The organism is Vibrio sp. Sgm 5 (genome assembly GCF_026241575.1).
In the GTDB taxonomy this organism is placed as follows: Bacteria; Pseudomonadota; Gammaproteobacteria; order Enterobacterales; family Vibrionaceae; genus Vibrio; species Vibrio jasicida.
Genome location: NZ_JAPHPY010000038.1, coordinates 14,465 through 37,083, shown reverse-complemented (window position 1 = coordinate 37,083; position 22,619 = coordinate 14,465). Strand labels below are relative to the sequence as shown.

22 protein-coding genes and 1 tRNA gene are annotated in these 22,619 nt (G+C 47.1%); 7 read left to right on the top strand and 16 right to left on the bottom strand.

Features of this window, described 5'->3' with window-relative positions:
• The first annotated feature begins 37 nt into the window (after positions 1–37).
• Complete coding sequence (fadD, locus tag OQJ86_RS18855) at positions 38–1,729, top strand: long-chain-fatty-acid--CoA ligase FadD (protein WP_038865654.1); 1,692 nt, start codon at positions 38–40, stop codon at positions 1,727–1,729.
• Between the two features lie 87 nt (positions 1,730–1,816).
• Positions 1,817–2,935, top strand: a complete 1,119-nt coding sequence (rnd, locus tag OQJ86_RS18850; RefSeq protein WP_265989170.1) for a ribonuclease D — start codon at positions 1,817–1,819, stop codon at positions 2,933–2,935.
• Between the two features lie 108 nt (positions 2,936–3,043).
• Here the strand turns inward: rnd and minE are convergent, their stop codons facing one another.
• Genes minE through minC form a run of 3 tightly spaced genes read right to left on the bottom strand, consistent with a single transcriptional unit; the run spans position 3,044 to position 4,802 of the window.
• Positions 3,044–3,307 carry a cell division topological specificity factor MinE gene (gene minE / locus OQJ86_RS18845; RefSeq protein WP_005437690.1) on the bottom strand — a complete coding sequence of 88 codons (264 nt, stop codon included), beginning with the start codon at positions 3,305–3,307 and terminating at the stop codon, positions 3,044–3,046.
• Positions 3,308–3,309: 2 nt separating this feature from the next.
• Positions 3,310–4,122 carry a septum site-determining protein MinD gene (gene minD / locus OQJ86_RS18840; protein WP_005437688.1) on the bottom strand — a complete coding sequence of 271 codons (813 nt, stop codon included), beginning with the start codon at positions 4,120–4,122 and terminating at the stop codon, positions 3,310–3,312.
• A gap of 17 nt (positions 4,123–4,139) precedes the next feature.
• Entirely contained in the window at positions 4,140–4,802 is a 663-nt protein-coding gene (minC, locus tag OQJ86_RS18835) for a septum site-determining protein MinC (RefSeq protein WP_054756979.1), read from the bottom strand.
• A gap of 197 nt (positions 4,803–4,999) precedes the next feature.
• Between minC and OQJ86_RS18830 the strand changes: the two genes are divergently transcribed.
• The 4 genes from OQJ86_RS18830 to OQJ86_RS18815 all read left to right on the top strand — a co-directional run bounded on the left by OQJ86_RS18830 (position 5,000) and on the right by OQJ86_RS18815 (position 8,754).
• Entirely contained in the window at positions 5,000–5,281 is a 282-nt protein-coding gene (locus OQJ86_RS18830; RefSeq protein WP_038865650.1) for a YcgL domain-containing protein, read from the top strand.
• Between the two features lie 51 nt (positions 5,282–5,332).
• Positions 5,333–6,304 carry a lytic murein transglycosylase gene (locus tag OQJ86_RS18825; RefSeq protein ID WP_038865648.1) on the top strand — a complete coding sequence of 324 codons (972 nt, stop codon included), beginning with the start codon at positions 5,333–5,335 and terminating at the stop codon, positions 6,302–6,304.
• 70 nt (positions 6,305–6,374) lie between these two features.
• Positions 6,375–7,319, top strand: a complete 945-nt coding sequence (locus OQJ86_RS18820) for a LysR family transcriptional regulator (RefSeq protein WP_038879297.1) — start codon at positions 6,375–6,377, stop codon at positions 7,317–7,319.
• Positions 7,320–7,554: 235 nt separating this feature from the next.
• On the top strand, positions 7,555–8,754 hold the full coding sequence (locus OQJ86_RS18815) for a NupC/NupG family nucleoside CNT transporter (protein WP_042606107.1): 1,200 nt from the start codon (positions 7,555–7,557) through the stop codon (positions 8,752–8,754).
• Between the two features lie 367 nt (positions 8,755–9,121).
• Here the strand turns inward: OQJ86_RS18815 and OQJ86_RS18810 are convergent, their stop codons facing one another.
• A complete protein-coding gene (locus OQJ86_RS18810; protein ID WP_080869700.1) occupies positions 9,122–9,481 on the bottom strand; it encodes an endonuclease domain-containing protein in 360 nt (119 codons plus the stop codon).
• Positions 9,482–10,125: 644 nt separating this feature from the next.
• Entirely contained in the window at positions 10,126–10,986 is an 861-nt protein-coding gene (folD, locus tag OQJ86_RS18805) for a bifunctional methylenetetrahydrofolate dehydrogenase/methenyltetrahydrofolate cyclohydrolase FolD (protein ID WP_039975596.1), read from the bottom strand.
• A gap of 203 nt (positions 10,987–11,189) precedes the next feature.
• On the opposite strand from folD, the gene OQJ86_RS18800 reads away from it, so the two are divergent.
• Positions 11,190–11,266, top strand: a tRNA-Arg gene (locus OQJ86_RS18800).
• Positions 11,267–11,367: 101 nt separating this feature from the next.
• Here the strand turns inward: OQJ86_RS18800 and OQJ86_RS18795 are convergent.
• Genes OQJ86_RS18795 through OQJ86_RS18745 form a run of 11 tightly spaced genes read right to left on the bottom strand, consistent with a single transcriptional unit; the run spans position 11,368 to position 22,615 of the window.
• On the bottom strand, positions 11,368–12,591 hold the full coding sequence (locus tag OQJ86_RS18795; RefSeq protein ID WP_171373602.1) for a beta-ketoacyl-ACP synthase: 1,224 nt from the start codon (positions 12,589–12,591) through the stop codon (positions 11,368–11,370).
• Positions 12,588–13,313, bottom strand: coding sequence for a 3-ketoacyl-ACP reductase FabG2 (locus tag OQJ86_RS18790; protein WP_039975601.1), 726 nt, complete (start codon positions 13,311–13,313; stop codon positions 12,588–12,590). The genes OQJ86_RS18795 and OQJ86_RS18790 overlap by 4 nt, the downstream gene beginning before the upstream one ends.
• Positions 13,310–13,774: a hotdog family protein gene (locus OQJ86_RS18785; RefSeq protein WP_038865636.1), complete on the bottom strand. Its 465-nt coding sequence runs from the start codon at positions 13,772–13,774 to the stop codon at positions 13,310–13,312. Before OQJ86_RS18785 ends, OQJ86_RS18790 begins: the two co-directional genes overlap by 4 nt.
• Positions 13,767–14,954, bottom strand: a complete 1,188-nt coding sequence (locus tag OQJ86_RS18780; RefSeq protein WP_265989159.1) for a beta-ketoacyl-[acyl-carrier-protein] synthase family protein — start codon at positions 14,952–14,954, stop codon at positions 13,767–13,769. The genes OQJ86_RS18785 and OQJ86_RS18780 overlap by 8 nt, the downstream gene beginning before the upstream one ends.
• 20 nt (positions 14,955–14,974) lie before the next feature.
• Positions 14,975–15,586 carry a DUF3261 domain-containing protein gene (locus OQJ86_RS18775; RefSeq protein ID WP_265989157.1) on the bottom strand — a complete coding sequence of 204 codons (612 nt, stop codon included), beginning with the start codon at positions 15,584–15,586 and terminating at the stop codon, positions 14,975–14,977.
• Between the two features lie 26 nt (positions 15,587–15,612).
• Complete coding sequence (locus OQJ86_RS18770) at positions 15,613–17,955, bottom strand: MMPL family transporter (protein WP_265989155.1); 2,343 nt, start codon at positions 17,953–17,955, stop codon at positions 15,613–15,615.
• Positions 17,927–18,538, bottom strand: coding sequence for a LolA family protein (locus OQJ86_RS18765; protein WP_038865630.1), 612 nt, complete (start codon positions 18,536–18,538; stop codon positions 17,927–17,929). The genes OQJ86_RS18770 and OQJ86_RS18765 overlap by 29 nt, the downstream gene beginning before the upstream one ends.
• Positions 18,538–18,984, bottom strand: a complete 447-nt coding sequence (locus tag OQJ86_RS18760; protein ID WP_265989152.1) for an acyl-CoA thioesterase — start codon at positions 18,982–18,984, stop codon at positions 18,538–18,540. Before OQJ86_RS18760 ends, OQJ86_RS18765 begins: the two co-directional genes overlap by 1 nt.
• The gene (locus tag OQJ86_RS18755) at positions 18,984–20,537 is read right to left on the bottom strand and encodes an HAL/PAL/TAL family ammonia-lyase (RefSeq protein ID WP_265989150.1); all 1,554 of its coding nucleotides are present in this window, start codon (positions 20,535–20,537) and stop codon (positions 18,984–18,986) included. The genes OQJ86_RS18760 and OQJ86_RS18755 overlap by 1 nt, the downstream gene beginning before the upstream one ends.
• Positions 20,521–22,254, bottom strand: coding sequence for a glycosyltransferase family 2 protein (locus OQJ86_RS18750; protein WP_265989148.1), 1,734 nt, complete (start codon positions 22,252–22,254; stop codon positions 20,521–20,523). Before OQJ86_RS18750 ends, OQJ86_RS18755 begins: the two co-directional genes overlap by 17 nt.
• Position 22,255: 1 nt before the next feature.
• On the bottom strand, positions 22,256–22,615 hold the full coding sequence (locus OQJ86_RS18745; RefSeq protein WP_045463721.1) for a 3-hydroxyacyl-ACP dehydratase: 360 nt from the start codon (positions 22,613–22,615) through the stop codon (positions 22,256–22,258).
• Between the last annotated feature and the right edge of the window lie 4 nt (positions 22,616–22,619).

The following is a 22,619-nucleotide window of genomic DNA, read 5'->3' as shown; positions in this document are numbered from 1 at the left end:
GCTATTTTTCAGCCAGTTATAAACGAGGAGTAACATCGTGGATAAACCATGGCTTTCACGTTATCCAAGTGACGTACCTGAAACCATTAATCCAGAGCAATATGAGTCTTTGGTAGAAATGTTCGAACAGTCTGTTCAAAAGTACGCAGACCAACCGGCATTCATGAACATGGGCTCGGTCATGACCTTCCGCAAATTGGAAGAGCGTAGCCGCGCATTCGCCGCATACCTACAAAACGAACTTAAGCTGAAGAAGGGCGACCGTGTCGCGCTTATGATGCCAAACCTGCTGCAATACCCTGTCGCGCTATTTGGTGTTTTGCGTGCTGGCTGTATCGCTGTGAACGTGAACCCACTTTATACTCCACGTGAGCTTGAACATCAGCTAAACGATGCTGGTGCAACGGCGATCGTTATCGTTTCTAACTTCGCGAACACACTTGAGCAGGTTGTAGAAAATACACCAGTGAAACACGTCGTCTTGACCAGCCTTGGCCAAATGCTACCACGCGCGAAAGGTACGCTTGTCGACTTCGTCGTTAAGTACGTGAAAGGCATGGTACCTAAGTACGACTTACCTGGCGCAATCTCAATGCGTAAAGCACTGCACAGAGGTCGTCGCCTTCAGTACGTGAAGCCATTCATGTCTGGTGATGATATCGCATTCCTGCAGTATACCGGTGGTACAACGGGCGTAGCGAAAGGCGCAATCCTGACGCACCGCAACATGATTGCTAACGTTATGCAGGCGAAAGGTGCTTATGGTCCAGTATTGTCTCCGGGTCGCGAGCTTGTTGTAACGGCGCTGCCGCTTTACCACGTATTCGCACTGACGGTGAACTGTCTACTGTTCGTTGAGATGGGTGGCAACAATCTGCTTATCACTAACCCGCGTGATATTCCGGGCTTTGTGAAAGAGCTGCAAAAATACCAGTTCACTGCGATTACTGGCGTTAACACCCTGTTTAACGCGTTAGTGAACAATGAAGATTTCCATGAGTTAGATTTCAGCAACCTCCGCCTAGCAGTAGGTGGTGGTATGGCAGTGCAACGCGCCGTGGCTGAAAAATGGCAAAAGACCACCGGCTGTTACCTACTAGAAGGTTACGGTCTAACAGAATGTTCTCCATTGGTGGCGGCTTACCCGCACGACCTAGTGGAATACAACGGCTCTATCGGTCTGCCTGTACCATCAACTGAAGTACGTATTGTTGATGAAGAAGGTAATGCACTTGCAAACACAGAGACAGGTGAGCTTCAAGTTCGCGGTCCTCAAGTGATGCAAGGTTACTGGCAGCGCCCAGAAGCGACCAAAGAAGTGATCAACGAAGACGGTTGGCTATCGACGGGTGACATCGTTAAGTTTGATGATGAAGGCTTCTTGCACATTGTTGATCGTAAGAAAGATATGATTCTTGTATCAGGCTTCAACGTTTATCCGAATGAAATTGAAGACGTAGTTGCATTGCACGGCAAAGTATTGGAAGTCGCGGCTATCGGCCAGCCTCACGAAGTGTCTGGCGAGTTGGTGAAGATCTACGTTGTAAAACGCGATCCAAGCCTGACCAAAGACGAAGTGATTGCACACTGTCGCCAACACCTAACGGGCTACAAAGTACCGAAGTTGGTTGAGTTCCGTGAAGATCTACCTAAGACCAACGTAGGTAAGATCCTTCGTCGCGTACTGCGCGAAGAGAACGACGCAGAACTTGCGAAGAAGAGCGCATAAGCGGATTTCTTTGTGCAACAATCATTTATTGCCAAATAGTGTTAGAATGCCAGCGTTTTGCTGGCATTTTTTTATAGCGAGAAGCATGTGAACTATCAGATCATTACGAAAAACAAAGACCTAGAAGAAGTCTGCGCTCTAGCAAGAGAAGCCGACGTAGTTATGCTGGATACCGAATTCGTCCGAATCAGAACTTACTATCCGCAACTAGGTTTGATTCAGCTTTTCGATGGCAAACAACTTTCCCTTATCGACCCGACTGAACTGACCGACATGACGTCGTTCGTCGAGTTGTTAAAAGACACCTCAGTACTCAAAGTGCTGCACGCGTGTGGTGAAGATTTAGAAGTCTTCCAAAATGCCTTTGGCTGCAAACCATTCCCAATGGTTGACACTCAACTTATGGCGGCATTCCTAGGTCACGGCTTATCGACGGGCTTTGCTACGCTGGTGGAAGAATACCTAGGCGTTGAGCTCGACAAGAGCGAGTCTCGCACTGACTGGATGGCACGTCCATTGACTCAAAAGCAGCTTGATTACGCCGCAGCTGACGTTCATTACCTAATGCCTCTTTACGAGAAGTTATTCGATAAAGTCAATGAAGCTGGCTGGTGGGAAGCGGTTCAGCAAGAGAGTGATCTGCTTGTTTCAAAGCGTATTCGCAACGTGAACGAAGAAAACGCGTACCTAGACATTAAAGGCGCATGGCAGTTAAGACCGGCTGAACTTGCGATCCTTAAGCCGCTAGCAACTTGGCGTTATAAAGAAGCAATTAAGCGCGACCTCGCATTAAATTTCATCTTCAAAGAAGGTGACTTACTGACGGTTGCTCGTCTTGGTTTGACTGGCTTTAAGAAGATGGAAGCGGAAGGCATCGACATCCGCGCGATTAACCGCCACGGTGCGAGGATTGCGGGTATCGTGAAAAGTGCAAAGCAAATACCTGCCGATGATTACCCAGCGAAAATTGAACGTTTGATGGATTACCCAGGCTACAAGCAAATCTTCAAGAACATGAAAGATGTAGTGAAGGTAGCATCGCAGAAGTCAGGTTTGGCGACCGAGTTTTTGGCTTCTAAAAAGCAGATCAATCAAATCATTAGTTGGGTATGGAAGAAAGATCGCGACCCAGCACGCCTACCAGATGTCATGCAAGGCTGGCGCCTTGAACTTCTCGGAAAGAACATGGATAAGCTTCTGAAATAGGAGCAAATAAAAAAGGTTGGCATTATCGCCAACCTTTTTTGTAACACGCATTTGTTTTTGTTTTGAGTACTCAAGTGTTTAGAGCGCTCAAGCAAAGTCGAAAAGTAATTACTTCTCGTCTTCTGGCAACTTCACGTTTAGCTCAAGAACTGAAATATCATCGTCCTTGTGTTCAAACGTCAAATCCACCATGTTTGGATCAATCGCAACGTACTTGCTAATTACCTTCAAGATGTCCTCTTTCAATTGAGGTAGGTAAGAAGGTGCAGGATCGTTCTGGCTACGACGCTCAGCAACGATGATCTGCAAACGCTCTTTGGCTAGATTCGCAGAAGTTTTCTTTTGTGGGCGGAAAAATTCTAGTAGTGACATGTCTAGCCTCCGAATAGTCGTTTAAAGAGTCCTTTCTTCTCCTCAGTAAGGAAACGAAATTCAACCTGATTGCCCAGTAGGCGGTCTACCGTATCAGAGTAAGCCATACCTGCGTCGGTGTTCTCGTCAAAGATCACAGGTACACCTTTGTTTGATGCATTCAGTACCGCTTGGCTCTCTGGAATCACACCCAATAGAGAAATGTGTAGGATCTCTTCCACGTCTTCAACGCTTAGCATCTCACCCTGTGTTACGCGAGAAGGGTTGTAACGCGTCAGTAGTAGGTGCTGCTTAACTGGCTCAAGACCTTGCTCTGCGCGTAGCGACTTCGAATCCAAAATACCTAGGATACGGTCGGAGTCACGTACCGAAGATACTTCCGGGTTCGTCGTTACGATCGCTTCATCTGCGTAGTACAGCGCCATCAGAGCACCTTGCTCGATACCTGCTGGCGAGTCACAGATGATGAAGTCGAAGCCCATCTCATCCAACTCAGTGAACACACGTTGTACGCCATCTTTCGTTAGCGCGTCTTTATCACGTGTTTGAGAAGCTGGAAGAATGAATAGGTTATCTGTGCGCTTGTCTTTGATCATCGCTTGGTTAAGCGTTGCTTCGCCGTTGATGACGTTAACAAAGTCATACACCACGCGGCGTTCACAGCCCATGATAAGATCGAGGTTACGCAAGCCGATATCAAAATCGATCACCGCAGTCTTTTTACCCTTTAGAGCCAGACCTGAGGCGATGGCTGCGCTTGAAGTGGTTTTACCAACGCCACCTTTGCCAGACGTTACTACAATAATGCGTGCCATTTTATTTCCTTTTTAGACTAAATCGTGAGTGTTTCTAGATGTAATGATTCTTCGGCTTTACTGATCATTACTTTCTTTTGCCAATACTCACTCTCAATTTGATCGCTCAACCAGTAATCTCCTGCAATGGAAACCAGTTCAGCTTGTAAATCGTGACAAATAATTCGTGCTTCTTGTTGGCCACTCGCCCCGGCAATAGCACGTCCGCGTAGGGTGCCATGAATGTGAATAGAGCCATCAGCAATCACTTCTGCACCAGCGCTTACGTGTGCCAGTACAACCAAGTCACCATCTTTGGCGTAAATCTGCTGGCCAGAACGAACTGGCGTGCGCACGATCTTCGTTGGAGCCATTTTGGCTGGTGCTTGAGTTGGAGATTTGCTCGCAGACATGATGGCGAAGCCCGCTTCTGAAGCAAGGTTTTGAACGCGTTTATCTTTACAGCCAGTCACACCAACCGGAATAAACCCTGCGTCAGCGATGCCTTGTTTAAGTGCGAGGAAATCAATATCACCTTCTACTTTTGCTATATTGATAACCAGAGGTGCGGATGCGAAGAAAGAAGGCGCTTGAGAAACCTTTTCTTGCAAAAATTCGACAGTCGTAGCGATCTCTTTGTCAGAAAGGTGTAAAACTGACAATGTAAAACTGCTACCTTTAAGGTCAGGTGAATGGGTCATCGTGGACTTCTTGCCTTTATTGAAAGAGCGTTGCCTTAAACTAGGTCTGTCATGTTATATTTCATCCTTTAGCGCAGCAAGTTCTCAAGCGAGCAAATAAGTGAATTAATCTCAAATTTGCAATCAAGTTTGCGAGAATTTTACGTTTTCAACAAAATCCGCACTCAAAGCGGGTAAATCAGCACAAAAGGCTCGTCATGCTTTGTTCTATTTATAAAAGTTCTAAAAAAGAAGGCACTTATCTCTATATTCCGAAAAAGGATGATTTCTCACAGGTTCCTGACATGCTTATGCAAATGTTCGGTAAGCCTATGCCGGTGATGACAATCAAACTTGATGGCCGTACTTTGGCACAAGTTGATGTCGAGAAAGTGAAAGCTTCATTAATTAATGACGGTTTCTTCCTACAGGTTCCGCCTCCGCCGGAAAACCTACTCGATAAATACAAAGAACAAAAAGCCCAGCAGAAAGGCGAATAAACTCGCGACTTTTCATCTGGGAATTCTGCCTCGCTCATAAAGGAGGGCGATATGAAAAAATTACTGGCAGCCATGCTCAGCGTTGGTATGTGTACTTCAGCCTTTGCAAGCAGCGACGGCTTTGATGAATACCTAAATAAATTGCGTGCAGAAGCGCGTGATAAAGGTATTTCTGAGCAGGTGATCAGTGCCGCTTTTTCTGATGTGGAATACAAACCACGTGCAGTAAAAGCAGACCGTAACCAGCCAGAGAAGAAACTGACGTTAGACGAATACATTCCGCGTGCGGTTCCTGAGTGGAAGGTCAAGCAAGCGAAGCAACTGTATAAAGAACACTACGCTGAACTAAAACGCATTGGCGATGAGTTTGGTGTACAGCCGCGCTTTATCGTTGCACTTTGGGGCGTGGAAAGTAACTTCGGTAAGTTCACCGGTAACTTCCGCGTGATCGACGCGTTGTCGACCATGGCGTTTGAAGGTCGTCGTGAAGAGTTCTTCCGTAAAGAAACCATGGCGGCGCTACAAATCCTAGATGAAGGTCATATCGAGCTAGAGAACTTCAAAGGTTCTTGGGCTGGCGCGATGGGTCAATGTCAGTTTATGCCAAGCTCATTCCTGCGCTTTGCCGCAGATGGTAACGGCGATGGTAAGAAGGACATCTGGCAATCAGAAGCAGACGTGTTTGCTTCTACTGCGAACTACCTAAGCAAATCTGGCTGGGATGATAAGTTCACTTGGGGTCGTCAGGTTAAAGTGCCACACGGCATTGACCACAACCTGCAAGGTCGCGAAGCAGAAAAAGGTAAGTACCTTCAAGAGTGGAGCAAGCTTGGTATCACCAAATACGATGGCAGCCCACTTCCGAAGCTGGACGAAGACATCAAAGCTTGGTTGATCATGCCAGACGATGAGAACGGCCGTACTTACTTGGTGTACAACAACTACAATGTGTTGATGAAGTGGAACCGCTCTTACTACTTCGCACTGGCGGTAAGTCATTTAGCTGACCGCATCACATTCTAGGTTGAATGTATAAACGAATAAAAAGGGCTCTTCGGAGCCCTTTGTTTTCTCTATTTTAAACGAGGTTTGCGTGTTATCTGAACGTGCTGCACAAATGGTGATCTTCTCGGCGTTGATCAAACATAAGAATTTTACCGCTGCGGCAAAGAGCCTTGGTGTGTCTGTTTCTCACGTCAGTAAACAGCTTAGCCAATTAGAAGCTTCATTAGGCATCAAGCTTGTGCAACGTACCACGCGCAGCTTCACGCCAACCGAAGCGGGGCAAACCTTCTACCACCACTGTGAGCAAGTCGTACAAGCCGTTAGCAGTGCCACGTTAGAGATGGAAAGCCAACGCGATGAAGTCGCCGGCTTGGTTCGTCTTGGGTTGTCGCAATCTTTTGGCACACTCCACATCATTCCTGCTATCCAAGAACTTCGCGAGCAGTACCCACAACTGCAAGTTGAAGTGCATTTGTTCGATTACAAAGTCGATATGCTCGAAGAAGGCTTGGATCTGTGGATCACCAATAATGAACATTTGCCAGAAGGCTACATTGCTCAGCGCTTAGCAGATTGCCAATTCGTGGTTGCGGCATCGCCGGATTACTTACTCAAGTACGATACACCAACCGAACCGAATGACTTGTCGCAACACAACTGTCTTATCTACCGCAGTTGGGAGCGTGACTACACCAGTTGGGCGTTCACCAATCGCGAGCAAGAGCTCAACGTGAAAGTCTCTGGCAACTACTCAGTCGATTTGGCAGAAGCGGTACGTGATGCTGCGATCGCAGGGTGGGGGATTGCTTACTTAGCCACTTACTTGCTAGGGGATGAATTCCGCTCAGGTAAACTGATTCAGCTTCTACCAGATTGGAGAGCCAGCCAATCTATGCCGTTTTATGCGGTGTACCCAAGTCGTCAGCATATGCCGAAAAAGATCTCTGCAGTGATCGATTTCATCAAACAGAAGATCGGATCGCCTTGCCATTGGGATCAGCGATTAGCTCCTTATATCTCGATTCCTAAGTAGTGAGTACATAAGGTGATTTTAATCACAAAATTTTTCCAAATTCAGAAACATCTTTTCCATTTGGAAATAATTATTTTAGGCAAACGTTTATCTTCATTTAATTCAATGGGTTATTTGGCTGGTTAAATTGCAACCAGCCGACTTATTCAGCCTGTTAACATCTCCAACTTGCAGCATTTATTATGCTCTATACAATCCGACGCCTTTCCTGTTTTCCCTTTGTCGGATTCATTTTATGAACTCAATTCTTGGTATCGTAGCCATCCTATTCGTAGCATGGCTGCTTTCGACTAACCGTAAGAACATTCGTCTACGAACGGTGTCTTTGGCTTTTGCTCTGCAAGTTATCTTCGCGCTTTTGGTATTGTATGTCCCAGCGGGTAAAGAAGCGCTTAACGCAGTAACTGGCGCGGTTTCTAATCTGATCAACTACGGTCAAGAGGGCATCGCGTTCCTATTTGGCAACCTAGCAACAGGTGGCTTTACCTTCGCGATCAACGTACTTGGCATTATTATCTTCTTTTCAGCACTGATTTCAGGTTTGTACCACATCGGTCTGATGCCTAAAGTGATCAACCTAATCGGTGGTGGTCTACAGCGCTTGTTAGGCACTGGCCGAGCAGAATCACTGTCTGCTACAGCGAACATCTTCGTGGGCATGATTGAAGCACCACTAGTCGTTAAGCCATATCTTAAGCACATGACAGACTCTCAGTTCTTCGCAGTAATGACTGGTGGTTTGGCATCGGTTGCTGGTGGCACACTAGTAGGTTACGCATCACTGGGTGTGGATCTGAACTTCCTAATCGCAGCGGCATTCATGTCTGCGCCTGCGGGTCTTCTGATGGCCAAAATCATGATGCCAGAGACAGACACCACAACTCCAGATATCGACCTAGACCAAGTAGAAATTCCACGAGCAACCAACGTGGTTGAAGCAATGGCAGACGGCGCAATGTCTGGTCTACGTATCGCAGTAGCGGTAGGTGCAACCCTATTGGCGTTTGTGAGTGTTATCGCGATGCTAAACGGCATTCTAGGCTGGTTTGGCGGTCTGTTTGGCATGGAACTGAGCTTCGAGCTAGTACTTGGTTACCTATTCGCACCAATCGCATGGTTGCTGGGTATCCCTTGGAACGAAGCTATCGTGGCTGGTTCTCTGATCGGTAACAAGATTGTGGTAAACGAGTTCGTGGCCTTCATCCAACTGATGGAAGTGAAGTCTCAGTTAAGCGCACACTCACAAGCTATCGTAACCTTCGCACTGTGTGGTTTCGCAAACATTTCAACCATGGCAATGCTGATTGGTGGTCTAGGCTCACTCGTACCAGAGAAGCGTTCATTCATCTCGAAATACGGTTTCCGTGCAATTGCAGCAGGTGTAATGGCGAACTTGATGAGTGCATCAATCGCTGGCGTGATTTTGAGTTTGTAACAGAACCCCTCCCTAACCCTCCCCTTAAAAAGGGGAGGGGACTAGAGCGGAGCGCGCTTAGTGTGAAGCGATAATCGAGAATTCATATAATGTTTGCTTTGATTGCATCTGTTAGAGCGATCCAGTCCTCCCCATTTTCAAGGGGGAGTTAGAGGGGGTTGCTGCTCCGAACTAAATCCGGTCGCTGCATTTGAATAAGTTAGTGAACGAATAGCGATCTCAGTCAGGTCCTCCCCATTTTCAAGGGGGAGTTAGAGGGGGTTGCTGCTCTGAACTAAATCCGACTGCTGCATTTGAATAAGTTAACAAACGAATAGCGATCTCAGTCAGGTCCTCCCCATTTTCAAGGGGGAGTTAGAGGGGGTTATTACTCCGAACTAAATTGAATAATCCTTTCCAAAACAGACTCGGTTTGCTTCATCACTTCTTCGTTGGTAAATCGCAGAACCTTAATCCCCAACGCTTCTATGAATGCATCCCTCTTTGTATCTTTCTCTTTTCCCTCGGTAGAGAAATGGCTATCGCCATCAATTTCTATTACGAGACTCAATTCTGCACAATAGAAGTCAACGATGTAGCGACCAATACCGTGTTGCCTACGAAACTTTACACCGAGTTGTTTTCGTCTAATTTTTTGCCAAAGTACTTCTTCAGGTTTTGGCATATTCGAGCGTAGCTGGCTTCTGATTTTCTTTTGATACTTCAAGTTAAACGTTCGTTGTTGCACTTGTGCTTCCTTTGCGTTCTCAACCCCTCCCTAACCCTCCCCTTAAAAAGGGGAGGGGACTAGAGCGGAGTGCGCTTAGTGTGAAGCGATAATCGAGAATTCATATAATGTTTGCTTTGATTGCATCTGTTAGAGCGATCCAGTCCTCCCCATTTTCAGGGGGGAGCTAGAGGGGATTATTACTCCGAACTAAATCCGGTAGCTGCATTTGAATAAGTTAACAAACGAGTAGCTAGCTCAGTCCAGTCCTCCCCATTTTCAGGGGGGAGCTAGAGGGGATTATTACTCCAAACTAAATCCGGTTGCTGCATTTGAATAAGTTAACAAACGAGTAGCGAGCTCAGTCAGGTCCTCCCCATTTTCAAGGGGGAGTTAGAGGGGGTTATTACTCCGAACTAAATCCAGTTTCGGTATTTGAATAAGTCAGCGAACCAAAAGTTAGCTCAGTCAGGTCCTCCCAATTTTCAGGGGGGAGCTAGAGGGGATTATTACTCCGAACTAAATCTGGTCGCTGCATTTGAATAAGTTAGCGAACGAATAGAGATCTCAGTCAGGTCCTCCCCATTTTTAAGGGGGAGTTAGAGGGGGTTGCTGCTCCAAACAAAAATGGCTCCTTTCGGAGCCCTTTCAGTATCGGTAATTTTTTATTTCTTCGTATGGAACTGCTCGCAAGCGAGCATCGTGTTCTCAATTAGACTTGCTACCGTCATAGGACCTACGCCGCCCGGTACAGGAGTAATAAAGCTCGCGTTCTCACGTGCTTTATCGTATTCCACGTCGCCGACTAGCTTGCCAGATTCAAGACGGTTGATGCCCACATCGACCACAACAGCCCCTTTCTTAATCCACTCGCCAGGAATGAAGTTTGGCTTACCAACCGCAACCACAACAAGATCAGCTTGGCGAACGTGGCCTTCTAGATCTTTCGTAAAGCGGTGACAAGTTGTCGTTGTACAGCCTGCAAGTAGCAGCTCAAGTGTCATAGGACGACCAACGATGTTTGATGCGCCAACCACAACCGCGTGCTTGCCACGTAGTTCGATGTTGTAACGATCAAGAAGAGTAATGATGCCTTTTGGCGTGCAAGAGCGAAGCTTAGGAATACGCTGCGCTAGACGGCCCACGTTATAAGGGTGGAAGCCATCCACGTCTTTCTCTGGGTGAATACGCTCAAGAACATGCGTTGCATCGATGCCAGCAGGAAGTGGCAACTGAACAAGAATACCGTCGATTTCTGCATCATTGTTCAACTCGTCAATGAGAGATAGCAACTCTTCTTCCGACGTAGTCGCAGGAAGGTCAAAAGACTTAGAGACAAAGCCAACTTCTTCGCACGCACGGCGTTTGCTGCCAACGTAAACTTGAGAAGCTGGGTCTTCACCAACTAGAACAACTGCAAGACCTGGTGCACGTAGGCCCGCTCCAACGCGAGCTTTCACTCGTGCTGCAACTTCGGATCGAACAGTTTGGGAAATGAGAGTTCCATCTATATTTTGAGCAGTCATGACTTTCCTTTTAAATTGAGAAGGGAAATTATTTGCGGCGCATTGTCGCAGAAAATCTATTTAACATCCATACGCAAACGTTTGCTTTGTGGTGTTTTTGAACATTTCTCGTTTCAATGCCCTTTTTTTAGGCATTCAGATCAGAATGTTATGAAAACACGTTGATTTAAGCGCTTGAACTCGTATAATCCTGTCCCTGTAGCGCGCCCTTAGCTCAGCTGGATAGAGCACGTCCCTTCTAAGGATGTGGTCATAGGTTCGAATCCTATAGGGCGTGCCATTTATTCAAAAGCCCCGATAACTCCTCGAGTTATCGGGGCTTTGTCGTTTTAGCCAATTTAATAAAAAAGCGCTAGTCTCTACTAGCGCCTTTTTAACGGGTTAAATCTTCTTAAAAATGATCGAAGTGTTGATGCCACCGAACGCGAAGTTGTTGCTCATTAAGTATTCCACTTTCAGTTCACGGCCTTGACCGGATAAGTAATCGAGATCACCACATTGTGGATCGAGATTATCCAAGTTAAGGGTCGGGCTAAACCAACCTGTATGCATCATCTCAAGACTTAACCAGGCTTCGATAGCGCCGCAAGCGCCCAGAGTATGGCCAAAGTAGCTCTTTAAAGAACTGATTGGCACTTTACCGAGTGCATTGGCAGTCGCGTTACTTTCTGCGATATCTCCTCGGTCGGTTGCCGTTCCGTGAGCGGAAACATAATCGATTTTATCCGCAGGAATACCTGCATTTTGTAACGCCATTTCCATACAGATCTGCATGGTTTCCATTTGAGGTTGCGTCACGTGTGCCGCATCGCAGTTACTTGCAAAGCCGATAATCTCTGCATAGATTGTCGCACCACGTGCAACGGCGTGTTCGTATTCTTCTAAAACCAACGTACCCGCACCTTCACCGATCACTAGGCCGTCGCGGTCAGTGTCATAAGGCCTCGGTGTGCTTTTCGGCTCTTCATTTTTTAGACTGGTCGCAAAAAGGGTATCGAAGACAGCAGATTCTGTCGGACAAAGCTCTTCAGCGCCACCTGCAACCATAACGGTTTGGTAGCCGTGTTTGATAGCTTCGTAGGCGTAACCAATCGCTTGACTGCCAGAAGTACAGGCGCTGCTGGTCGGAATCACTCGACCACGTAAGCCGAAGAACAGCCCAACGTTAACTGCAGTCGTGTGCGGCATCATTTGTACGTAGGTGGTTGCAGTGATGGCTTTGGTGGTTTTCTCGTTAAGCATGACACCAAAGGCACCAATCGCATCGGTACTGCCTGTTGAAGAGCCGTAAGCAATGCCAGTTTGACCGTTTGTCAGCACTTCGTTGCCAATTAAGCCAGCTTGGTTTAATGCGTTTTCGGTGGCTACGGTAGCCAGTTTAGAAACACGACCCATGCCGCGAACTTGTTTGCGCTTGTAGTGCTTAGGCAGTTCAAAATCCATGACTGGGGCTGCCAGTTTGGTATTCAAACCATCATATTGCTCGTAAGAGGGCATGTATTGAGTGGCGTTTTGACAATCGCGTAGTTTAGGTTCTACTGCAGACCAATCGTTACCAAAAGCAGTAACGCCGGACATACCTGTTACAACGACTCGACGACTCATACTAAGCCTCCGTTTACTGAAATGACTTGGCGAGTCACGTAGCCCGCGATGTCTGACATTAAGTAACTCACAAGGCCAGCGACCTCCTCTGGTTCACCCATGCGGCGCAGAGGGATTTGTGGCATCGCGTGCTCTTTTACGTGCTCGTCTACCATGCCAGTATCGATAAGACCGGGCGCCACGCAGTTTACGGTGATCTTGCGTTTTGCTAGCTCAAGAGCCAATGACTTAGTTGCACCAATCACGCCTGCTTTTGCTGCGCTGTAGTTGGTTTGGCCGCGGTTGCCCATCAAGCCAGATACCGAAGCTAGCGTTACAATGCGGCCGCCTTTGCGTTTTTGTACCATTGGCATCACACAAGGGTGCAGGACATTGTAGAAGCTATCTAAGTTAGTATGAATCACACCGTCCCACTCTTCTTCTGTCATTGCAGGGAAGGCGGTGTCGCGAGTAATCCCAGCATTGTTAACTACGCCGTAGTATGCGCCATGCTCGGCAATGTCCGCTTCTAGCTTGTTGCGGCATTCTTCACGGTTACTGATATCAAACTGAATTAGGCGGCCGTTGCCACCATTTTGTTGGATAGTACCTAAAGTATCTTGTGCGCCTTGTTGATCGCCCATGTAATGCACGACGATGTCAAAACCGTCTTTCGCAAGTTGAACGGCGATGGCTTTACCGATGCCTTTACTAGCACCTGTTACGAGGACTTGTCGGGTCATTGTTGACTCCTGATTTTCATTTCTTTTAATTTTTCTTCTGATGGGACGTAAACGTTCAGTTGGCAGGTCGCAATGGTATTTTCTTGCCACTCAATTCGAGCCGAAAATACTGCCATACCATTGTCTTCCATCATTTTTTCTGCGTATACGTCGAGTATTTGCCCCTGCATAAACGCATCGCAATCTGCCACGTAGCGTCGGCTGCCAAGCAAAAAACCGATGGGCGGTTCTTCACCTTGAGTAAGCGCGTGATAGCCGGACCAAGCGGCGACAGATTGAGCCATGAATTCGATACCGACATAAGCAGGCACCGAGAGGCTTTCTTGGTTGAAGAATGGATTGTGGTCACCGATATCAACTTGGCAATGAATGGTGTCTTGCTGAACGTCTAAAGCACGATCAACCAGAATCATCGGTTTATCGTGCGGAAGCAGTTGTTCAATAGGGGGAAGTTTAGTCATGAGCGTAACCAAAAATGAGACTAACGTTATTACCACCAAAAGCAAAAGAGTTGCTTAAAATGGCCTTACCATTCAGTTTCGTTGCTGTTTCTACCAACGAAATCTCGATGTCTTCGGCTTTATTTTCACAAGACTGAATCGGAAGGTCGAGGTCGTAATTTAAAATATGCCACGCAATGGCCGCTTCTGTGGCGCTGGCTGCACCCAATGTGTGACCTGTTAACGGTTTGGTTGAGCTGACAGGGACTGCATCGGCAAAGCAACGATGGATGGCTTTGCTTTCCATCGAATCATTCAGTGGTGTTGCTGTGCCATGGGCGTTGATGTAACCAATGTCACTTGGTGATAAGCGCGCGTTCTCGAGTGCCTTCATCATCGCTTGTTCTGCGCCAACACCTTCAGGGTGAGGGGCGGAGATATGATGCGCGTCAGAGCTGTCACCGGTGCCAAGTAAGGCCACTTTGGTTGGAGATGTACTTAGCAACATGATAGAAGCCGATTCGCCAATGTTGATGCCATTACGGTCAGCACTGAAAGGTGCGCAGTGCTGTTCTGAAAGAGCTTCTAATCCGTTGAAGCCGTTAAGTGTTAGGCGACAAATCGTATCGACACCACCGACAATCACCGCATCTACAAGCCCGGTTCGAATCAGGCGTCGAGCAGTAATAAATACGCGGCCACTCGAAGAGCAAGCTGTGGAAACTGCATAACACGGTCCGGTTAAACCAAAATAAGCGGCGACAAAGTCACTGCAATTGCCAAGTTCTTGCTTGCGATAGTGGTAGCTTGCAGGGAAGTCTCCTTCGGAGAGTTTTTCTGCAAATGCCACCTCGCCATCGGTGATGCCTGACGTGCTGCTACCGATAACAACGGCAACACGTTCTACACCATACTGTTCTATGGCGTCGCGCACAGGCCCTTCAATCTGACGAAGAGCAGATAGTGCCAGACGATTGTTGCGAGTATCAAATGGGACTAACTCAGGCGGCACCTCTGGTAACGACTCTGCCACTCGGCCAATCACTGTTTGGCGGCCAGAGTTCAGAATATCCGCATCAATGACCATGTTAGATGGTTGAATTCCAGCTAGGCACCGATGAATAACGTTTTCATCTTTGCCTAATGCGGAATGAAAACCACAGGCCTGAATATACAAAGGTTGAGGAGAGCGAGTTGGCATATAGATTTACTAAGGTCGTTCTAGTTTAATTGATATTGCAGTGTTTGAATGGAGATTGAGAACCCATGTTTGAGGTGGTGAAAATCAACCTGACCTTTTAACTTGTCAGCGTTTGCATAGCGTATCTCTATGACCTTTTCACCGTCGCTATCAAATACGGTTCGGGAATATCCATCATCAATCATTCGCCACCTTACCTTATTTAGCGGCGCTTCCCAAGCGGAACTCGGCCACAGCGTGATCATTAGATTGAATAGTACCTGCTCTGGTTCCGGTAAGGTGCCTTGTAGCCCGTTTAAAATTTCAGTATTGATTTGCGTGCCATCGTATTGCAGTGACAAGACGCGAGTTCCCCATGAGGAAAAACCAGCCAAGACCACATCAGCGTCGCTGACTTGCAGTTGTACGGGTAATTGTTCTTGCTTGTCTTTGCCATCAATCGACCAAGTCGCGGTGATCAATTGGCTTGCTGTGAGCTGGTAGCCTAGTGCGCTCGGGGCTGGAAGAGAGACTTGGGTGCCTTTGGCTATTTCCACCGTTGGCGTTGACTGCTGAGGAACTAAGCTACACGCACTGAGCAGAATGCTTAGCGTGAGGCCAACAGTAACTCGGAGCATCGTGGTTATCTTCATCGTTATGGGCTTCATCGTTCTGAGCTTCATTGTGATTTATCTTCCGTCATGATGGCGATAGGAGAGAGCAGCCAAGCGATAAAAATACCGCTTAACACCGTGATACCAAAGCTATGGATGGCATGCGTTTGGCTCAACGAGAGCAGACCAAAAGATAAGACCGTGGTAATGGCTGACAACGTAATTGCAAGCAAGGTGCTGAGACTGCGAGCCTTCTCGGCAAAGAACAAGGTGTAGTCGATACCAATACCAAGAATCAAAATCAGGCCAAGTAAGTTAAACAGATTGAGCGTTGAACCCGCGGCCACGGCTGTTGCCAGGCCACCGGCACAAGCAATGGCAGACGGTAACAAGATTCGCCAAGCGTGTTTAAAGCCGTAGCGTTTGACTAATACCGCAAAAATTAAGGCTGTCGCTGCCAGTAATAGCTCCATGATTTTGATTCGGTATTCACCAAACAGGGTAGAAATTTCTTCTGCTTTGTTTAGGTAAGTCACGTCAGCTTGTGATTGAGCGAACGCTTGCACCAGACCGAGATTCTTAACTTCATTCAGTGTAATCACGGCGGCTGATTTACCTTCAATCTCACCTAAATGCAGAAAGCGAATCGGTTCTGATACCGGGTTACTGAGGTACTGTGCTAGGGTGATCGGTGCAAATTCAGCTTGTAACTCTGGCACTTTAGTCAGTTGCAATCCTGCTGCTAATGCTGGCCTCTGAGTTTGGTACAAGTGGCTGATTAAGCTGAAATCTTGTTGTTGGCGCTGATTCGAACCTAAGTATTGAGCCAAACTCTGATGGCCTTTGATAAGGCGCTCTTTTTGCCAGTTAACTAAAATCAGCTCAAGGCTTTCCAAGCGCTGCATTAAGGCTTCATCTGAGTCAGCACTAACGACCAACATTTGTTGTGATGCCTGCATGCCACTCACTTGTGTTATCAAGGCTTCTTGTTGCTTTAACGTCGCTGGCATGGCTTGCAGTTGGCGAATATCATCATCGTATTTGAGTTGAGCAAGATAGTATCCGCTGATGGCTAAACACAACACAGGCAAACCGAATTTGAAAGCAGGGCGCTGCCATAAGTTTAACCAAACTGAGAGCAAGCGTTTACCCGGTAAAATTGCGGCCGATTGAGAGGGCTGTGTCGCCAATATCGGATACCAAGCCACGACGGTCGCATAGGCGGCAATCAAACCAATCGATGAGAACAGAGCCAACTGCTGCAGCCCAGGAAAAGGCGCGACCAGCATACCTAAATAGCCAATCAAACTGGTGGCAAGCCCAAGTGTGATTGCAGCAAAGATGTGTTTCAGCCCCAAGCGGCTGTCCCATTGATTACCAGCGGCTAACCGTTCTGTTAGATAATGGAAAGCGTAGTCAATGGAAACCCCAATCAGACTCGCGCCAAAAACCAAGCTAAACAGGTGAACTCTGCCAAAAATCCATGTCGTGATACCTAGTGCGACGGCAAGTCCAACCGAGATAGACAATAGTGCTAAAGCCAATGGCGTTACACTACGGAAGACGACGAGAAACAGCACCACAATTCCTAGCAGAGAGAATACGCCGATGGTACTGATTTCTGACTTCGCGCTTTGAGTTCCAAAGTCGGCATAAAACAGCACACCAGTATGTGCCGTTTGTACGCCATATTTGTTAGCAATGGTGTGTTCCAATTGGTCAATTTCAGGCACCGCCAATTGGGTTGATAATGCGTAAGGTGAGCCACCTAATGTCGCCGTGATCAACAAATAAGGTTGGCCGTTCTTCTCGGTAAACAAATACCCATTTTCTAAATGAAACGCTGAGGTTTGTTGAGTTACCTGACCTAAATAATCACGGAAGAGTAAGAACGGGTCGGTTTGTAACTCTTGTCCTGTCACACCAGAAAAGGGATTGTAGAGAGATTGAATCACATGCTGAACTTGCGCTTGAGGATTTGTTGTTAATCGTACGCGTTGTTCAGGAGTGAGTTGCTGAAAGCGATGGTTGAAGTAGTAACTTGCCCATGCTTTTTGCTTGTCTGGTGAGATTTTGCCGACAACTTCAGTAAAGTGCTGAGTTTGTTGTAAGCCTTGCTCAAATACTGCCGCAGCCTGAAAAAGTTTGGCTTTATCTGGCGCCGACAAAACAAAAATAACCTTATCACTCATGCTGCTAGAAACCGCGTCGAAGGCTTGTTCAGCAATTGGGTTTTGCTGATTTTCTGGCAATAGCTTCAGAATGTTAGTTTCAATTGGTGAGTGCTCGCTACCAAGCCATTGCGTCAGCAACAGCGAACTTGCAAGCACTACAATCCCCAACCAAACCAAAGCCAGTGAGTACGAACCTAGCCGGAATTTAGAAGTCAAATTGAGCCTTTTCAGCATCCGTCATTTCCAGTGGTAGTGAAGTCTGTTGAGTGAACTCGATTTCTGTTTTGTCACCACGCAGTTCTTCTAGCATTAATTGGTCGATATGTTGTTCACCAGAAAGGGTAATCACTTTAAATACCGCATTGAGGGGCGCTTGTTTAGGCGTTAGAGCCAGTTGCCATTTACCGTTTTCTTGAGCAGAGAAATTAAGCGTAAATTGCGCTTTTAGTGCTGCAGTATCGCCATGGAATACCGAAAGAAACACATGGCTGAAGTAAAACGCCATTGGGTTTTCTTGGGCTGTAATGATCTTTGAAACTTGATCCCCAAACGTTTGACGCAACTTGTTTTGAGTAAGCACTAAGTTCACAGCAAATGGCACTTGTTGTTGCCACAATAAGCCATGCGATTTACTGAGCGTAAATTTACCGGTTGATGTTAGCGGTTGATTGAACATTTCAAGGTGGCGGCTTTGTTTAAAGTCACCACGTACTATCTCGTTCTGAGATAACTGCTGTTGAAGGGACTCTAAATCAGTCACTTGAGCCCAAGCAGAAACAGAGAACAGCATCAATAAAGAGCATAACCATTTGCGCATTAAGCAAGGCTCCCATGCTTGTGCCATTGTTCAATTTTGTCCATGAATACGGCAGGTGAAGCAAAGCACATCTCTTGTTTCTCAATCGATACCGCGACTTGGGTCGTGTGCGCTTTACACATACGTTGGTCAGTGTTGGCATCGTAGATCACGTAGTCGACGCGCAAGCGGTTCTCCCACTCTGTCAGCTTTGCGGTAATACGAATTTCATGATTGAACGGAATTGCTTTTACGTACTTCACGCGCGTATCAATGATTGGCCACATGTAGCCAGACTCATTCATATTGCGGTAGCTGTATTCAATCTTTTCCATTAGGACACGACGTGCTTCTTCAAAATAGCGAAAGAAGTTTCCGTGATAAATCACACCCATTGGATCTGCATCTTGAAATGAGGTGATCATCGTCACCTCAGCTTCCAAAGGGTAAAGAACTTGTTCTTGCATTACGCCTCCGCGTACAACGACCATTGACGTTGCTGAATTTTAGCAATGAAGTTACGCAGATCATGCTCTAAAGGACGATCTTCGACAACAAACTCAAACTCTTCCAGTACCGCATCGCGAATCATCTTCAAGTTACTGCTCATGTGGTGCTCATCAAGCTCATTATGGCGACGACGAATTTCTACCGCTTGCACACTTGCCAGCAATGACGCGGCTGCAACTTGTTCGGTTAGTTCCAGTACACGCATACAATCGCGTGCAGCAATGGTGCCCATGCTGACTTTGTCTTGGTTGTGGCACTCTGTTGAACGAGAGAACACGCTTGCAGGCATGGTGTGTTTCAGCGCTTCTGCTGTCCATGCGGAGATGCCGATTTGTACTGCTTTGAAACCGTGGTTGATTGGTTTACGTTCGCCCTCTGCACCGGTCAGGTTAAACGGAAGGCCGTTGTTGAACTTGTAATCCATCAGCTGTGCCATTTGACGATCCAACAAATCAGAAAGGTTAGCAATGTTCGCTTTTAAGGTATCCATGGCCATTGCGATGTGGCCGCCATAGAAGTGACCGCCATGCAGCACACGTTCGTTGTCACCATCAATGATTGGGTTGTCGTTAGCACTGTTGAGTTCGTTTTCGATCAATTGACGTAACCAAGGCAGAGAATCTTGCACCATACCAATCACATGCGGAGCACAACGCAGAGAGTAACGGTCTTGAAGACGGTCGCTATTGCGTGGTGGGCGCTCGGCTTTAAGGTCGTTACGCAGCCAAGCGGCAACTTGTTGTTGGCCTGGGTGCGGCTTCACGGCGAACAAGGCTTCATCAAAGTGGAAATCATTCCCTTGCATGCCCACCGATACCATTGCCGTTATCTTGGTACACAACTGCGCAAGATATTCTGCGCGTTTATAAGCGATACAAGCCAGCGCAGTCATGACCGATGTGCCATTCATTAGCGCCAACCCTTCTTTTGGTTTAAGCGTAATTGGGTTAATACCTAATTCGGCAAACACTTCTTGGGTTGGACGTACTTCACCTTTGTAAAGCACATCGCGTTCACCAATCAATGCTGCAGCAAGGTAAGAAAGCGGCGTTAGGTCACCACTTGCGCCTACGGAGCCTTCTTGCGGAATACGTGGAGCAACATCATGGTTGATTAGGTTTACGATCTGGTTAAGTAGATCGTGAGAAACACCCGATACACCTTGCGATAATGAACACAGACGCGTCGCAAGAACGGCTCTTGCTTGTTCGTGGGAAAGGATTTCACCTAAGCCACAACCATGAAAGCGAGTTAAGTGCAGCGGTAACTCATCAACCAATGCTGGTGGAATCGCGACGGTACACGAGTCACCGTAACCTGTGGTCACGCCGTAAATGACGCCTTCTTCTTTCAGCAATTTCTCTAGAAAAGCGACGCCACGATCGATCTTAGACGTAAATTCTGGTGACGCATTCATGCTTGCATTTGCGCCTTGTGCAATCGCAACCACATCTTCGATAGAAAGAGCTTGTGCGCCGAAGGTAATGTTTTGATTAGTGTTCGTTGTCATGTTGCTGATTACTTAAAGTCCAGAAGTTGAAAAAGTTATACCACTGCAACGGTGCTTGCAGAGTATGGTGTTCCAATCGTTGCGCGTATTGCTGTACCACAGTATCTAACGCTGCTTGGCGCGTTTTGCGTGGTAGGACGATTTGGTCACTAAAATGTTCGAAGTACACATTGAAGTGCGGGGTGATGGCATTGTCGTCTCGTAGGCCAAACAGCAAATATACCGGCGCCTTCAGTACCGAGGCCAACATAAATGGGCCTTGAGGGAAGGGGGCGGATTTACCTAAAAAGTCTGCCCAAACCACGCGGCTTTCAACGCTGGTTGAAGTGCGGTCTCCTACAATCACGACCCATTCACCTTGCTCAATTTTTTGTTGTAGCAAAATGGCGGTGTCTGGCCCCATTGAGCTGACTTGAATCACGTTGAGTTCTGAGCTCGGGTTTACGGCTTTCATGACCGCATTGAACTGCTCAGCGTGTTCGGTGAACACCAAAGCATTAATTTTGACATGAGAATGGCGACGACCAAGTGCGCGGCACAGTTCTATGTTGCCTAGATGTGAGCCCAGAATGACCACACCTTGTTGTTTCTCTGCCATTGCTTCGAAGTGGTGCTGACCATGAATGGTGAGATTACTCACGTCAAAGTCACCTTGCCACGCGGCCAGCTTATCCAGCATGGTGCGGCCAAATGACAAAAGATGATGATAGCTATCGAGTGGCTGTGGTAACACTAAACTTTGCTGTTTCGCGTAAGTCTGTAATTGGTTGAGATAAAGCTCAGATGCTTGACGTGAAGACTTACCAGTAAGGTGGTAATAGCGCATCACTAACTTCAGGATGAAGTCGAACGCTTTGCGGCCAAACAGACGGTAGATCGCCAGAAGCGTCTTGATGCCTAAAACGGTGCCTTGCTCTTTGCGTTTCGACCAATGCGCATCGCTTTGATTGTGCTTTTGTTCGATGTCTTTAGATTGACGTTTTCGAGCTAACAAAGATGGAATGCGTGGCAACATGCCAAAGAACAAGCGAGTATGCATCCAACTGATTTTGACGTTGTCCCACAACGCGTCAAAGTGAGAAATACCGCCTTCAGGGTAAATCACCCGAGTCGGAACAAAGTCGATATCAGTGCCATCCCAATACATGCGGACAAGGATCTCGATATCGAAGTCCATTCGTTTGCCAATCTCATTCTTATTGAGGACGTTGGCCGTTGCTTCGAGAGGATAAGCACGAAAGCCGCACATGCTGTCTTTAATCGACAGAGACAAGGTTTCAATCCATACCCAGATATGGGTCGCGTATCGGCCATACAGACGCGATTTTGGTACGCTGTCGTCGTAAATCGGTTGGCCTGAAATCAAGTTATCTGGCTTATCTTGTGAAGCTTGAAGCAGATTAGGTAGAGCATCAAGATCATGTTGACCGTCGGCGTCGATTTGAATCGCATGACTAAAGCCATCCGCGTAGGCTTGTTGAATACCAGCCATTACCGCTCCGCCTTTCCCTTGGTTTTCGGTCAGACGAATTAAGGTGATTTTCTCTTCGTTTGCTAACGCATCCAGTGTTTGTTTTGTCGCCTCTTCACTGCCGTCATCTACGACCAAAATGGGCATGGAAAATGACGCGAGAGAATCTACAACGGCAGCGATGGTGCTACCATGGTTATAGCAAGGGATCAGAAAGCACGGTTGATAGGAGTTTGCGCCGCTCACACTAGCTACCCAATTTCATTTTGCCAGATGAGTGAACAATCGTCTGTTCAGCGGATTGAGAAGTATATTTGAACGCCAGCTTTTCACGTTCAGAATCCCAAGACAGCGATAAGCTAACCTGCATATCTGGCAGGATAGGTTCTTGGAATTTGATCACTTCCATCCCTTTAAATACTGCAGGCGTATTGAGGTATTCGACGGCATAAAACAGCGCCCAATCGATTTGAGTTACGCCCGGCAGTAGGGGGAAATGCGTAAAGTGCCCTTGGAAATCCATGATGTCAGCGTCGACAAGCATCTCAATGGTCGCTGTCTTATCTAACACGTCTATGTTCTTGAGCGTTGGTTTTCTTTTGTCCATGTTC